This window comes from Paraburkholderia sp. BR10872 (genome assembly GCF_040965835.1).
GTDB lineage: Bacteria > Pseudomonadota > Gammaproteobacteria > Burkholderiales > Burkholderiaceae > Paraburkholderia > Paraburkholderia nodosa_A.
The window spans coordinates 1-13,588 of the sequence record NZ_JBFRCN010000045.1; the positions used below are offsets into that span (position 1 = coordinate 1).

12 protein-coding genes and 1 pseudogene are annotated in these 13,588 nt (G+C 65.4%); 6 read left to right on the plus strand and 7 right to left on the minus strand.

Annotation, left to right across the window (positions count from 1 at the left end; genetic code table 11):
- From AB4Y43_RS28890 to AB4Y43_RS28905, 4 genes are all read right to left on the minus strand, one after another.
- Positions 1-763, minus strand: a 763-nt coding sequence (locus AB4Y43_RS28890) for an Hsp70 family protein (protein ID WP_368729363.1), incomplete at its 3' end; no start/stop codon positions are given.
- Positions 760-1,350, minus strand: coding sequence for a DUF2760 domain-containing protein (locus AB4Y43_RS28895; protein ID WP_368602124.1), 591 nt, complete (start codon positions 1,348-1,350; stop codon positions 760-762). The genes AB4Y43_RS28895 and AB4Y43_RS28890, both read right to left, overlap by 4 nt.
- A 388-nt stretch (positions 1,351-1,738) precedes the next feature.
- Positions 1,739-2,248, minus strand: coding sequence for a DUF1269 domain-containing protein (locus AB4Y43_RS28900; protein WP_368602123.1), 510 nt, complete (start codon positions 2,246-2,248; stop codon positions 1,739-1,741).
- Positions 2,249-2,398: 150 nt separating this feature from the next.
- On the minus strand, positions 2,399-4,324 hold the full coding sequence (locus tag AB4Y43_RS28905; RefSeq protein WP_069266766.1) for a potassium transporter Kup: 1,926 nt from the start codon (positions 4,322-4,324) through the stop codon (positions 2,399-2,401).
- Positions 4,325-4,583: 259 nt separating this feature from the next.
- Here AB4Y43_RS28905 and AB4Y43_RS28910 point away from each other — a divergent pair, with 259 nt between their 5' ends.
- From AB4Y43_RS28910 to AB4Y43_RS28925, 4 genes are all read left to right on the plus strand, one after another.
- Positions 4,584-5,693: a purine nucleoside permease gene (locus tag AB4Y43_RS28910; protein ID WP_368729364.1), complete on the plus strand. Its 1,110-nt coding sequence runs from the start codon at positions 4,584-4,586 to the stop codon at positions 5,691-5,693.
- 376 nt (positions 5,694-6,069) lie between these two features.
- On the plus strand, positions 6,070-7,374 hold the full coding sequence (locus tag AB4Y43_RS28915; protein WP_368729365.1) for an NAD(P)/FAD-dependent oxidoreductase: 1,305 nt from the start codon (positions 6,070-6,072) through the stop codon (positions 7,372-7,374).
- A 313-nt stretch (positions 7,375-7,687) separates the two neighbouring features.
- Complete coding sequence (locus AB4Y43_RS28920; RefSeq protein ID WP_368729385.1) at positions 7,688-8,857, plus strand: diguanylate cyclase; 1,170 nt, start codon at positions 7,688-7,690, stop codon at positions 8,855-8,857.
- A gap of 117 nt (positions 8,858-8,974) precedes the next feature.
- Entirely contained in the window at positions 8,975-10,006 is a 1,032-nt protein-coding gene (locus AB4Y43_RS28925; RefSeq protein WP_342947201.1) for an SGNH/GDSL hydrolase family protein, read from the plus strand.
- Between the two features lie 55 nt (positions 10,007-10,061).
- Here AB4Y43_RS28925 and AB4Y43_RS28930 read toward each other — a convergent pair.
- Positions 10,062-10,169 (minus strand): annotated as a pseudogene (locus AB4Y43_RS28930) (GntR family transcriptional regulator); the annotation flags it as partial.
- Between the two features lie 156 nt (positions 10,170-10,325).
- Here AB4Y43_RS28930 and AB4Y43_RS28935 point away from each other — a divergent pair.
- Entirely contained in the window at positions 10,326-10,988 is a 663-nt protein-coding gene (locus tag AB4Y43_RS28935) for a gamma-glutamylcyclotransferase (RefSeq protein WP_069266771.1), read from the plus strand.
- Here AB4Y43_RS28935 and AB4Y43_RS28940 read toward each other — a convergent pair.
- Entirely contained in the window at positions 10,985-11,635 is a 651-nt protein-coding gene (locus tag AB4Y43_RS28940) for a LysE/ArgO family amino acid transporter (RefSeq protein ID WP_368729366.1), read from the minus strand. The genes AB4Y43_RS28935 and AB4Y43_RS28940 overlap by 4 nt on opposite strands.
- A 115-nt stretch (positions 11,636-11,750) precedes the next feature.
- Here AB4Y43_RS28940 and AB4Y43_RS28945 point away from each other — a divergent pair, with 115 nt between their 5' ends.
- Positions 11,751-12,218, plus strand: coding sequence for an Lrp/AsnC family transcriptional regulator (locus tag AB4Y43_RS28945; RefSeq protein WP_368729386.1), 468 nt, complete (start codon positions 11,751-11,753; stop codon positions 12,216-12,218).
- Between the two features lie 18 nt (positions 12,219-12,236).
- Here AB4Y43_RS28945 and AB4Y43_RS28950 read toward each other — a convergent pair whose 3' ends face one another.
- A complete protein-coding gene (locus AB4Y43_RS28950; RefSeq protein ID WP_368729367.1) occupies positions 12,237-13,538 on the minus strand; it encodes an aspartate aminotransferase family protein in 1,302 nt (433 codons plus the stop codon).
- Positions 13,539-13,588 lie beyond the last annotated feature (50 nt).

Below are 13,588 nucleotides of genomic sequence, written 5' to 3' on the forward strand. Positions count from 1 at the left end.
GAATGTGCTCGCCCACGGCCACGCGGTGCAGTTCGAGATTGCCTTCGCGCTCGACCACGGCGATCAGCGAAAGGTCAGTCGTGCCGCCGCCCACGTCCACGACGAGGATGATGTCGCCGACCTTTACTTCCTTGCGCCATGCGCCGCCGCTTTTCTGGATCCAGCTATAGAGCGCCGCCTGGGGCTCTTCCAGCAGCGTCATGTTGGCGTAGCCCGCCGCTTGCGCCGCCTCGGCCGTCAGCTCGCGCGCGGCAGGGTCGAACGAGGCGGGAATCGTGACAGTGATCTCCTGCTCGCCGAACGGCGCCTCCGGATGTGCGTGATCCCAGGCCTCGCGCAGGTGCGTGAGATAGCGCACCGAGCTTTCGAGCGGCGACACGCGCGTGACTTCGGGCGGCGCGTCGTTGGGCAGAATGGCCGCGCGGCGATCCACGCCGGGGTGGCACAACCAGCTCTTCGCGCTCGAGACGAGGCGGATCGGCGTGCCCGCGCCACGGCTGCGCGCGAGCTCGCCAACGGCGTACTCGCGCGTAGTGGTCCACGGCAGCGTGAGGTCGCCCGGCGTCAGCTCGCCCGCATGCGGCAAGTAGAGAAACGAAGGCAGCAGGTCGGGCGATTCCAGCGTGCCCGGCGCCGTCAGCTGGGTCACGTTCAGCACGCCCTGCTGGGTCTTTTCGCCATCGCTGGCGCTGAGGTCGACGTAGGACAGCGCGCAATGCGTTGTGCCCAGGTCGACGCCAATCGAATAACGCGGATCGCTCACAGCTCCACCTCCGCCGGCGCGATGATGCGCGCGTCATGCGTCTTGACGAGTTGCGGCAGCTTGACCTCCTCGACGCGCCAGCCGCGATGCGTGAGGCTGCCGCTGAACGGCGCCTCCCCCACCACGTTACCGGTGAGCCGCACGGCGGCGGCGTCGAAGCCGGCCGGCAGCGTCACGCGCGAGCCTTCGGACTCGCTGCGCACCGGGCGGATCGAAAAGTGGTCGCGCAGCGTGGCGCGGCAGCCTTCGTGGACGATGCGGGCGGCGGCGCCGATATCCGCATCGGCATAACCGGCAATGTCTTCCTCGACGAAATCGACGAAGCGCGCGTTGCGCTGGAGCAGGCCGAGCAACTGGAGCGCGGCGTCGGGCGTAGCTTCCTTGATGACGGTGGGTGCAGGTGCGGGCGCGGGGGCCGGCTTCGCGACCGGAGCCGCGGCAGGCGCAGGCGCAGCGGCGGCGGCCGCGAACCCGCCTTCGCGCAGACGGCGCACGTTGGCGGCGAGCTCGCCGTCGCCAAGGATCGCGAAGAACGATCCCAGCGCGACCGAAAGGCGGCCGAAGAAAGACAGATTCGATTCGGGCATGTAGACGACTCCAATATCGCTTGAGGGCTCGCAGACAAGGCGAGCCGACCTGCCGGGCTCGCAACGAGGCCCGATCGATGCCTGGAAGGAGGCGGCCGGCAGGGGAAACTCGAGCCCGGCTCGGGCTCAAAACCCGTATTTTGCCTTGTCGCGGGCGTAAGCCGGTCAAAATGCGGATTTGGCGAGGGAATGGCGGGCCCGGCGGCGGGCGCCGGGCGGGCGGCGTCGCGCGGGCGGCGCGGCTCAATCTGGGCGGTCCGAGGTAGAGAGCTGCGGACCTAAAAAGGCGCGACAAGGCAGATGAAATGGGGCGCGATTGGACGACAAGCGGCGGGCAAGCGCCCAGGCCTACCCCGTTGCCGTGATTCGCACTCGAGCCCCGGCGCTTTCAGGGGAAGATGGGCGTCGTCGCTTCCGCGCCTTCCACATCGGCGCGCGGAACGTGCTGCGCGATGTTCGCCTCGATCTCCGCTTCGCGTGAGCCGGGCACATCGGCCATGACCAGCAGTTGGCCGTCCTCGATCGGCCCATTAAAACGCGCGAGCCGGGTATTCGGTTCGTCCACGCCGATCATGCCGGCCACCCACGCGCCGAATATCATGCCCGCGAGGGTCAGCGCGACGACGACCCCGCCCGTGATATCGAAATTCGCGGGCGGAAACATCAGCGCAACGAGACCGACGATGGCGCCGGTCGCCGCGCCGAACATCACGCCGCGCTCCAGCGCATGCACGACGTCGCTGCGCTGCAGCAGCGAGGCCTCGGGCAAGCGCTCGAGCCCCACACTATGATTGGCGAGCACATGGATATGACGCCACGTGATGCGCGCGCGCAGCAGATCGTCGACGATCGCCTGCGCCGTGGTGGTGTCGGGAGCGAGGAAATAGAGGCGTCTCATGATGGCCCTCCTTCGGTCATGCGGCGAGCCGCTTGCAACCGGCTCGCTGCCACATGACCACGATGCGATTCCGATCATCCTACGCCTGAGTTTCCGTCAGCGCGACAGCCTGCCACGCGTTTGCGCCACAGCCCAGGCGCGTCGAGCCGCCTAGATCTCGACGCGTGCACCGACCTCGATCACACGATTGGCTGGAAGCTTGAAGAACGCGGCGATATTCCCGACGTTGTGCAGCATCACCGCGAAAAGGCGCTCACGCCAGAGCGACATGCCATGGCCGCGCTTCGGCACCACCACGGCGCGGCTGAGGAACCACGACGTCTCGTCGAGATCGAACGTCAAATCCGCGGACTTGTAGGCGGCGAGCGTGCATGGCAGGTCCACCTCGTCCTTGAATCCGTAATTGATGACGACGCAGTAGCAACCCGGGCATAGCAGTTCGACCATCACGCGCTCGCTCTCGGCCACCCATGGCACGTCCTTCGTTTTCACGCTCAGGAATACTACGCGTTCGTGCAACACCCGGTTGTGCCGCAAGTTGTTGACGAGCGCGTGCGGTACCGCGTCGGCGTTCGGCGTGAGGAAGATCGCCGTGCCGCCTACGCGCACCGGCGAACTCTCGAGCAGCGTCGCGAGATAAGGCTTGAGGGGCTTCTTGCCGGCGCGCACGCGCGCCTCGGCCGCCATCATTTCCCAGCCCTTGCCCCAGGTCGCCATGACCGTGAACATCAGTGCGCCGATCACGAGCGGGAACCAGCCGCCGTCCACGATCTTGAGCAGGTTGGCCGAGAAGAACATGGCGTCGATCACGAAGAAGAACGCCGTGGCGAACACGCACAGCAGCCAGTTGTAGTGCCACGCGTAACGCACGACGAAGAACGTGAGGAATGTCGTGATAAGCATGGTGCCTGTCACGGCGATGCCGTAAGCGGAGCCGAGCGCCGTCGACGAACGGAAGCCCACCACCGCCGCGACCACGGCGACGAGCAGGATCCAGTTGATGCCGGGCACGTAGATCTGCCCGATTTCGCGCTCCGAGGTGTGCACGATATTCATGCGCGGCAGGAAGGAGAGTTGCATGGCCTGCATCGCCATGGAATACGTGCCCGAAATCACGGCCTGCGAAGCGATGACGGTGGCGACGGTCGCAAGCACGATCATCGGCACGATCGACCATTGCGGGAAAAGCCGGTAGAACGGGTTTTGCACGGCGCCTGGGTTGGCCAGCAGCAGCGCGCCCTGCCCGAGGTAATTGAGCGCGAGCGCGGGAAACACCAGGCCGAACCACGTGAGGCGAATAGGCTGCTTGCCGAAGTGGCCCATGTCGGCATAGAGCGCTTCGGCGCCCGTGAGCGAGAGCACGACCGCGCCTAGCGCGACGAAGGCGAGCCAGCGGTGATGCAGGCAAAACGCGATGCCCTCGCGCGGATCGAGCGCGAACAGCACGGCCGGCGCGGAGGCGATGTTGGCCACACCCGCCGCAGCGATCACGATGAACCACAGCACCATCACCGGACCGAACACGGCGCCGATGCCACCCGTGCCGTGCTTTTGCGTGACGAACAGCACGATGATCGCCGTAAGCGTCACCGGAATCACGTAGGTCTTGAGCCCGGGTTCGGCCACTTCGAGGCCTTCTACGGCGCTCAGCACCGAGATGGCCGGCGTGATCACGCTGTCACCGAAGAAGAGCGCCGCGCCCATCACGCCGATCACGAGCAGCGTGGCACGCAGATGCGGCCGTGACGCCACCGAGGAAGCCGCGAGTGCGAGCAGCGCCATGATGCCGCCCTCGCCGTGATTGTTCGCGCGCAGGATGAGCGCGACGTACTTGAGCGAAACGACGATCATGAGCGACCAGAAAATCAGCGAGACGATACCTACGATGTTGAAAGCATTGACGGCAAGGCCGTTGCCGGGATCGAACACGGTGGCGAGCGTGTAGAGCGGGCTCGTGCCGATGTCGCCGTAGACCACGCCGAGCGCGGCCAGCGCGAGCGCGGGAAGCGCCGGACGATGCGGGCCGGAGTCGCCAAGGTGCCCGTGCGCCGCGGATGCGGATGCGGATTGTCCCATGTCTCCCTCCTGATGCTGCCGCATGCGGGCCGGGGCCGCGCGGCCTTGTCGCTTCGTGTTGGCGAGGCTGCCTCGTCGGGCGCGTTAGTCGAAGTATAGGAACTTGGCGCGAAAATGCGCTTTGCGTGGCGCACAAGGGCAACAGCGCCCTGCGAGGCGCCGCGTCTTCGCAAAACTGTCATAGTCGAGCGTATTTTCCTGAACATTCGCCCGATCAATCGCGCCGCCTGTTACGCGTATAAAGAAAAGGAGTTGCGCAATGCGAACCCGCCTCACGTTCCTCTGCGCCGCGCTGGCGCTCGCTGCCTGTGCATCGCAGCCACGTCCAGGGCAACAGAACACCGGAACGCTTTCTGCGCAACCCGCGGCCTTCGCACAAGCGGGCGCCGCCGCACACGGACGCCCGGTGAAAGTCATGATCGTGACGATGTTCGCACCCGAAGCGAAGACATGGCTCGAGCGCCTCGGTCCCTGGGAGTCCGTGACAATCGCGGGCCTCTCGCCCGACTATCCCGCTGTGCAATGCAACGCCGACGATGTCTGCGTGATGACGACCGGCATGGGCCATGCGAATGCCGCCGCTTCGATGATGGCCCTCGCCTTCGCGCCGCAGTTCGACCTGCGCAAGACCTACTTTCTCGTCGCGGGCATTGCGGGTGTGAACCCCGGGCACGGCACGATCGGCTCGGCGGCCTGGTCGGACTGGCTCGTCGATTTCGGCCTGCAGTGGGAGATCGACGGCGACGGCCGCCCGCGCGGCTGGCGCACCGGCTATCTCGGCATCAATACGAAAGGCCCTGACGACAAGCCCGCGCTCGATTACCGCACCGAAGTGTTCCACTTGAATCCGAGGCTCACCTCGGCCGCCTGGGCGATCTCGCGCGACGTGACGCTCGCCGATAGCGCGCAGGCCCAGGCCGCGCGCGCGAAATATGCTTACGCTCCCGCGAACCGGCCGCCTACGGTGATCCGCTGCGATTCGGTCGCCGACGATACCTGGTGGTCAGGCAAGGCGCTCGGCGCGAGGGCGAGCGAATTCACGCGCCAGTTGACGGGTGGCCAAGGCGTGTACTGCATGACGCAGCAGGAGGACAACGCCACGTTCGAAGCACTGAGCCGCGCGGCGCATGCGCAACGCGTGGACCTCGATCGCGTGGCCGTGCTGCGCGCGGGCTCGGACTTCGATCGTCCGTATGCAGGAGAATCGAACGCGGCGAATCTGCTTAACTATGCGAGCCAGGGCGGCTTCGCCATCGCGTTGGAAAATCTCTATCGCGCGGGACATCCTCTCGTGCAGACCATCGTCGCGCACTGGAGCGCATGGCAGGATGGCATTCCTGCAAATACGTCCGCAGCGCCGCCGCGCTAGCCACAACCACGCGCTGCCCCGCTTTGCCTCGTTACACCGAAGCATCCTTGTGAGGAATACAGACGATCAATGCGTGCCGCTATCCGGCATGCATCGCCAATTCGCAAAGCAATTACAGCGCACGATCGTTCATACGCATTGCGCATCGGAATGCGGGATTTCCGCTACTGAAATCCTCCTTTGACCGGATAGCTTTATCGCGGCATCTATGCCAGATTAGGTTTCACTCCTTTCGAGCGCAGCGCAGGGGTCGCAAAGCGATGCGCCATGATTCCACGGGGGACAGCATGCACGGTTACCTCCCTCACCTTCATGCCGCCACGCACATCATGTTTGCGAGCGTACACGCGTGTGTGCCTTCGCGAGCGCGCGCGTCATGAATGCCGCCAGCATCGTCGTGCTTGGCGCGGGGCCAGCGGGCGCAGCCGTTGCGCGTGCGCTCGCGGGGCTCGATTATCGCGTGGAGGTGGTAAGCGACTGGCGCCGCTTCGACGCGGCCGAAGCCTTGTCGGCACGTGCAATCGAAGCGCTGCGCCGTGCGGGCCTGCATCGCGCAGCCAGTTGCGGCGAAGGACCGTGCGTGCGCACCACGCTCTGGAACGGCGCGTTGCAAACGCTCGACGCAGAATTTCTCGTGGACCGGCGCGTGTTCGATGCGGCCCTGCGCGAGGACCTGTGCAGCGCGGGCGTGGACATGATCGAGGCGAATGTGCGCTCTCTGCATTCCTCATCGGCGGGTCACGATCTCATGATCGAAACCGCCGACGGACCGCTCACGCTACGCGCGGACTTTCTGGTCGAAGCGCGCGGGCGCCTCGCGCCGCTGTTGCGCGACGCCACGCGCGGCCCGCAAACCGTGAGCCTGCTGAACGTATGGAAGGGCCGCGGGGGCGCATCAGCCACTGCGGTGGAAAGCCTGCCTGGCGGATGGGCATGGATGGCGCGTCTGGGCGACGGCCGCTGCTACTGGCAATTGACGCTGGACGTCACGAACCCCGAACTGCCGCAGCGCGATGAACTGCTCACGTTTTGCGAGCGCATGCGGCATTCGCCGCTTGCCAGCGACTTCTTCGCGGGCGACGCCGCGACCGACGCGCGCCTCTACGCGCGCAGCAGCACTGCCACGCTGTGCGGCCGTACTGGCGGGCACAACTGGCTGCGCGTGGGCGATGCAGCCATGGCCGTCGATCCGCTCGCGGGCAACGGCGTGTTCCAGTCGCTGACCTCCGCGTTGCAGGCGCCCGCGGTGATCCATACGCTACTCGCACGGCCCGAGCGTGCGCCGCTCGCGCTGCGCTTTCATCAGCAGCGCATCGAGCAGTTGTTCATGCGCTTCGCGCGCACCGGGCGCGATGTCTACGCGCTCGAACAGCGGTGGACTACGCAGCCATTCTGGCAAACGCGTGGGGCATGGCCTGACGACCGTCCCGCGCATGTGAGCGCGGATTTCAACGAGTTGAATGTGGGGCGTGCGCCCGTGATTGATGGCGGCATGATTGCCGAAGCGGATGTGGTCGCTAGTCCGGACCAGCCGCTTGGAATATGGCATCTTTGCGATGCTGCGCTGGCGCCGGTGGTTGAGGCGTTGCGGCGGGAGCCCGCTGAGCAGGTGCTCAAGTCGCTCGATGCCGATCAGGCAAGGATGATTCGGCATTGGCTTGCCATGCAGGATTATCCTTAGCCTTGTTGGTTTTTTCGCCTTTTTCTGTTTTGGCCTTTCCTTGTTTTCACGTCGGTATGCCGCGAACACAAGAAAAGGCCAAAGCACTCACAGCACAACAAAAAACTCGATCGCACTCCTGCGCAAGTCACACGCGCGCTCGACCCGTTCGGGCTCGATACAGAACGCATCGAGGCGGGGCGCGACGCGTGAAGCCGCTGGGGCACGCCAGGGGCACGTAACGGACAATCAGGGACCGGGCATCGCACTATTAAGTTTCGGCGTAAAATGCGCGTTCGCCGCGATGTACCGGTGTAGAAGCCTCACGCCAGCGATGCACGTCGATCTACTTACCATCTACTTCCTCCTGATCGGGACCCTGCTAGCCAGTTCCCTGATGACGCTCTGGGAGCATCGTACGCATCCCGCGCGCAGCAAGGCATTGCGGGTCCTGGCCGGGGGCTACGCGACCCTCGCAGCCGGCTGCGCCGCGGTGCTCGTGCGCGCCAATTTGCCAGGGGTTTGGGGCGCCGCTCTGAGCAACCTCGTCATGATGGCCGGCTATCTGCTGGTCCTGCATGGCGTCGCGACGCTGAACGGGCGGCACTACCGGGCGGCCTCGTTCGCCCTGCTCGCGTTGATCGCACTGACATGGGCCACATGGGGCGCACGGCATCCGCAGGCCATGTGGTACTACGCGAGCGCGTTTCCCATTGCACTGGTGAGCGCCATGACCTCGCGCGAGCTGCTGCGCGGCGACGGCATGAAAGGGGGCCAATCGCGCCACGTCGCGACGTTCGTCACCGGAGTCCACGCACTCTTTTACCTGTTCAGGACGTTTGTCCTGCCGTTGCTGGGCAGCCGCTATGGGGACGGCTTCGTCGCGCTCGTCAGCAAGATCACGATGTATGAAGGCGTGCTCTATTCGATCATTCTGCCCATGGCCCTGATCAAGCTGGTACGCGAAGAAACGCATGGGCAGTTGTTGCGCGAGTCTCAAACGGACTACCTGACCCGCCTTGGCAACCGCCGCTGCTTCTTCGAAGAAGGCGAGCGCGTGATGAACGAGATCGGGACGCGTCAGCCCGGGGCGCGTCAGCCGGTTTCGCTGCTTGCCTTCGATCTCGACCACTTCAAGACCATCAACGATCGCTACGGCCACAAGACTGGCGACGAAGTCCTCAAGACGTTCGCGGACATTGCCCGCAGCGCCGTGGGACCCGAGGCGATCCTCGCGCGCATAGGCGGTGAAGAGTTCGCCGCCCTGCTGCCAGGCCATGACCGCGTGCGCGCCAAAGCGGTGGGCGAAGCGATCGCCAGGCGTTTCGCTCAAACACCCATGAACAAGGTCGATGGCATCGCCATACGCGCCACGGTGAGCATCGGCCTGGCGCAACATGGTCAGGAAGCGTCCACGCTCTCCGAGCTGCTGGCTGCCGCCGACGCCGCGCTCTACAGCGCGAAGGCGCTGGGCGGCAACCGGGTCGAAATGCTGGTTCTGTAACGCCTAACACGCCTTCCAGTCAGCTATTTGTAGGCTGCGCGCATTGTTTTTGCTAGCCCTCTTAGGCCCGCCCTATCCGGTCGCGGGTGCAATCGCGTCAAGCGGTAAGGGGGCACAATGGCAACGATCGATACACGGATCCGGGTGGCAATTTCCGCCGGACTGATTTACCTGCTCGCGGCTTGCGGCGGCGGAGGAGGCGGAGGAGGCGGTGGCGGCTCGAACCCCGGCACGAGCACGCCGGCTGGCGGCGTCAAGCTGCAAGTCGTCTCGTTCGGCGACAGTCTTTCCGACGTCGGGACCTACGCGCCGCTTGCGAGCGCCGCAGGCGGCGGGCGGTTCACGACCAACCCCGGTCAGGTCTGGTCCCAGGACGTCGCGCAATATTATGGGGACACCCTGAACGCCGCATACACGGTCGGCCTCGATCACAAGCTGAGCGCGCAAGGCGGCTTCGGCTACGCAGAGGGCGGCTCGACGGTCGCCACGCCCGCGAACCAGTACGACTTCCTCTCGGACGTGATCGGCAACATCGAAATGCCGGTCAATCAGCAGGTGTCGAGCTATATCTCCGCTCACGGCACCTTCAACTCCGGTCAGCTCGTGCTGGTCTGGGCAGGCGCGAACGACGTGCTGCGCGCCGGCAACCCGCCGACAGCCAATACCGTCGTGCAGACTGCCGCCACGACGCTCGCACAAGTCGTCGGGCAGATCGTGCAGGCCGGCGCCACACATGTCGTGGTGATCAACGTGCCGAACGTCGGCCTCTCGCCCAAGGGCATCACCTCGGCCGACGGCGGCGCGAACCTGACCCAGCTATCGCAGCTCTTCAACTCGACATTGAACGGCGCGTTGCAGACGGATGGCCTGCAAGGCAAGGTCATCGAAATCGATTCCTACACCTGGATCACGCAGCTCGTCGCGAACTTCCAGACGAACGGGTTTACCGTGTCCAACACGGCCCAGGCGTGCGACCCTTCGAAAACGCCGGACAACACCTCGCTGCTCTGCTCGCCCGTCACCTACGTCTCGGCCCATGCGGACCAAACCTATATGTTCGCCGACGACCTTCACCCGACCACGCACACGCATTCGCTGTTCGCGCAGTACGTCGAGCAGCAGATCGCGGCGAGCGGTCTGGGGCATTGAGCGCTGGATTCAAGCGACCGCGCCGGGCATGAGCGCGGCCGCTTGCGTAGTCCCGTAGCAGCACGCCTTCGGGGCGGCGGCTCAATACCGTATCGAGCAGGCGCTCTTCGTTCGACGCGCTATAGTCGCTCAACGCGAGCAGCACTTCATAACCCGCACGCGCCTGGCGGCGCGATCCTGGGGGAAGTGCGGAGGGGACAAGAGCGCCCCGCCCCGATTGTCGCCCTCAGTTGAACGCAGCATCGCGCTCCAGCCACTTTATCCCCACCCGCGCCGACCGCATACTTGGTCACGTAGCCTCCACCGACCCGTCAACGCCATGCTAAACAGGGACGCCATTCGCTCCGGCGCGTTTCTCGAGAGTTTCAGCCATCTCCCGCCGGAAATTCTCTGGACGCAAGCCCAGATCGCCCAGTCGCTCGCCGAAACGATGGCGAAGCGCCCCGCCGGCGAAGAGGTCTGGGTGTTCGGCTACGGTTCGCTCATGTGGAATCCGCTCTCGCACTTCGACCGGCGCGCGCACGCCACGCTGCACGGCTGGCGCAGGAGCTTTTGCATCCGCCTGTTCGGCGGGCGCGGCACGCCGCAGTGCCCCGGCCGCATGCTCGCGCTGGAGCGCGGCGGCCATACGCAAGGCGTGGTGCTGCGGCTCGATGCGGCCACGCTCGACGAAGAGTTGCACATCCTCTGGACCCGCGAGATGCTGACGGGCGCCTACACGCCCGCCTGGACCTCGGTAACGCTCACGACGGGCGAGACGCGGCACGCCCTCGCCTTCGTGGCGAACACCTGCCCGCGACAATACGAGGCTGATTCGAGCCCCGCGACTGCCGCGCGTGCGATAGCCCAAGCGCATGGGCCGCTCGGCAGCAACGCGGAATATGTGTTCCGGCTCAGGCAGGCGCTCGCGGACTGCGCAATGACGGACGCCTACATCGAGGAAGTGGCGCAAGCCCTCGAACGTTTCGAAACGACGTCTTAAGCGAGCCGCGCGAGACCGGTCACCATCTGAACCACGCCAAACGCGGCAATCGCCACGGCGGAAAAAAGGGAGATGCCCCGCGTGAACGCGAGCGGCAGCTTCGTACGCAACGCGGACGTCACGCCGCTCAGGAACAGCCACCACACGGCCGAGCCCGCGAACACGCCCGTCACCATAGTCGCCATCAGCGCCATCGAAAACCCTCCCGGCGCCCCCTGCTCGCCTGGCATGGGCGGTAATGGCCCGAGCGAGGCAAACGCGGCAATGAACGAAAAAATGGTCAGAGGGTTCGAGAGCGTCAGTGCAAACGTCGTGAGGAAATCCCGCGCGAGAGGGCTGCGCTGCGTCTCCTGTACGGCGGCCGGCGCGGTCGACGACGCGCGTGCGATGGTCCACGCCATCCACACCAGAAATGCCCCGCCCGCCGCCTTCAAGACCACCGTCAGCATCGGCAGCGCCGTGACGATACCGGCCACGCCGAGCGCGCCGAGCAAGCCATAAAACGCATCGGCGCACGCAGCGCCAATGCCGGTTGCGAAGCCGGAGTAAAAACCGCGGCTCAGGCTGCGCTGGATGCACAGCATGCCGATGGCCCCGACCGGTGCGGCGATGCAAAACCCCATCGCCACGGCTTTGACGAACAACATGTCTCCTCTCTCCGCAATGCGTGTTCTATAGGGGACTATCGTAGACCGCGAAGAGTATCCGCAGAAGCCGGGATTTAAGGGAAAATCGGCCTTTCACCTTAAACATTTCGCCATGATGGACGATCTGGACTGGAAAGTACTGGCGCTGCTGCAGGAAAACGGCCGCATGACCTACACCGAGCTTGCGCGCCAGGTGCATCTCTCGGTGCCTGCGGTCACGGAGCGCGTGAGACGTCTCGAAGAGGCCGGCGTGATCGAAGGCTACACGGCGCGCGTGAATCCGGCCGTCGCCGGCTATCCGATCTCGGCCCTGATCGGCATCACGGTGCCCCAATCCGCGAAAGCGAAGTTTCTCAAGCTGCTCGGCACGATTGCCGAGGTGCTCGAATGCCATCACGTGACCGGTGCGGACTCCTATGTCATTCGCCTCGTCGCGACGAGCGTGGCCGACCTGGAGCGCCTGATCCAGCGCATCAATCTCTACGGCGAGACGCGCACGTCCATCGTCATGTCCACGCCGCTCGTCGCACGTGCGCTCGCGAAGCCTCAAGTGAGCACGGCCGGGTCGCGCGGCAAGGCCTAGCCGCGACGACCCTGGTCCTCAGAGGGAGCGCTCGATCGCCTGCCCCAGCAACTCCACGCCGAGATCGATCTCCTGCTCGCTCACGGTCAGCGGCGGTGCAATGCGAAACACGCCGCCCATGCCCGGCAACTGCACGATGTTCATGCTGAGCCCGAGCTTCATGCACTCGCGCGTGATTTTCGCGCCAAGGCCGTCGGCGGGCTCCTTCGTGCGGCGGTCCTTGACGATCTCGAGGCCGAGCAGCAGCCCGCGCCCCCGAATGTCGCCGATGCATTCGAAGCGCTCCATCAGATCCAGCAGCCCGCGCCTCAAACGCCCGCCCATGATATTTGCGCGCGCAACGAGTCCGTCGCGCGCCACGACGTCCAGCACCCGCAGGCCGACCGCAGCAGGAAGCGGATCGGACACATGCGTCGTGTAGAACAGGAAGCCCCGTTCGTGCGCGGCTTCCTCGATCTGCGCGGACGTGACCACGGCCGCGAGCGGCAATCCGGCGCCGAGTGTTTTCGATAGCGTGAGAATGTCGGGCGTCACGCCGTCGTGCTCGCACGCGAACATCGTGCCGGTGCGCCCGACGCCCGTTTGCGCCTCGTCCAGAATCAGCAGCATGCCGCGCTCTTCGCATTTGCGCTTGAGTGCGGCCATATAGCCGGGCGGCAGTTCGATGATGCCGCCCGAACTCAGGATCGGCTCCGCGATGAAGGCCGCGAGATTGCCGCTCGACTGGCGGTCGATGAGATCGAACGCGTAGTCGAGTTCCGCGAGGCAATCGTATTGCCCGTTGCGCTCGAAGCGCGGCCGGTACGTGAACGGCGCGGGAATCGCATAGGAGCCCACCGCTGCGGGGCCGACGCCCTTGCGCCCTGCGCTATAGGTGGCCGAAGCCGCGCCGCCCGTCATGCCGTGCCACGACTGCGCAAAGCCCACGATTTCGAATTTGCCCGTGACGAGCTTCGCCATGCGGATGGCGGCCTCGTTCGACTCCGCGCCGGTGCTCAGCAGCAGCGCCCGGTCGAGCCCGTCGGGCGTGACGTCGGCGAGACGCGTGGCCAGTTCGACCACGGGCCGCGAGAGCATGCCGCTGAACAGGTGGTCCAGCTTGCCCGCGTATTCGTTGACGACCGAGACGATTTCCGGGTGGCTGTGACCGAGCACCGCGCTCATCTGTCCCGAAGTGAAGTCGAGAATCGGCCGGTCGTCCGCGTCGTAGACGAAGCTGCCCTGGGCGCGCTCGATGATCATCGGCTCGAACGTGCCGCCATAGCGGATCAGATGCTGTCTCGCGTTGCGCCAAAACTGTTCGTCGTCGTTCCTGGACACGGGCTTCTCCTCGTCGGGTAGCGGGTTTTGCGGGTTTTCCTTGCAGTCTA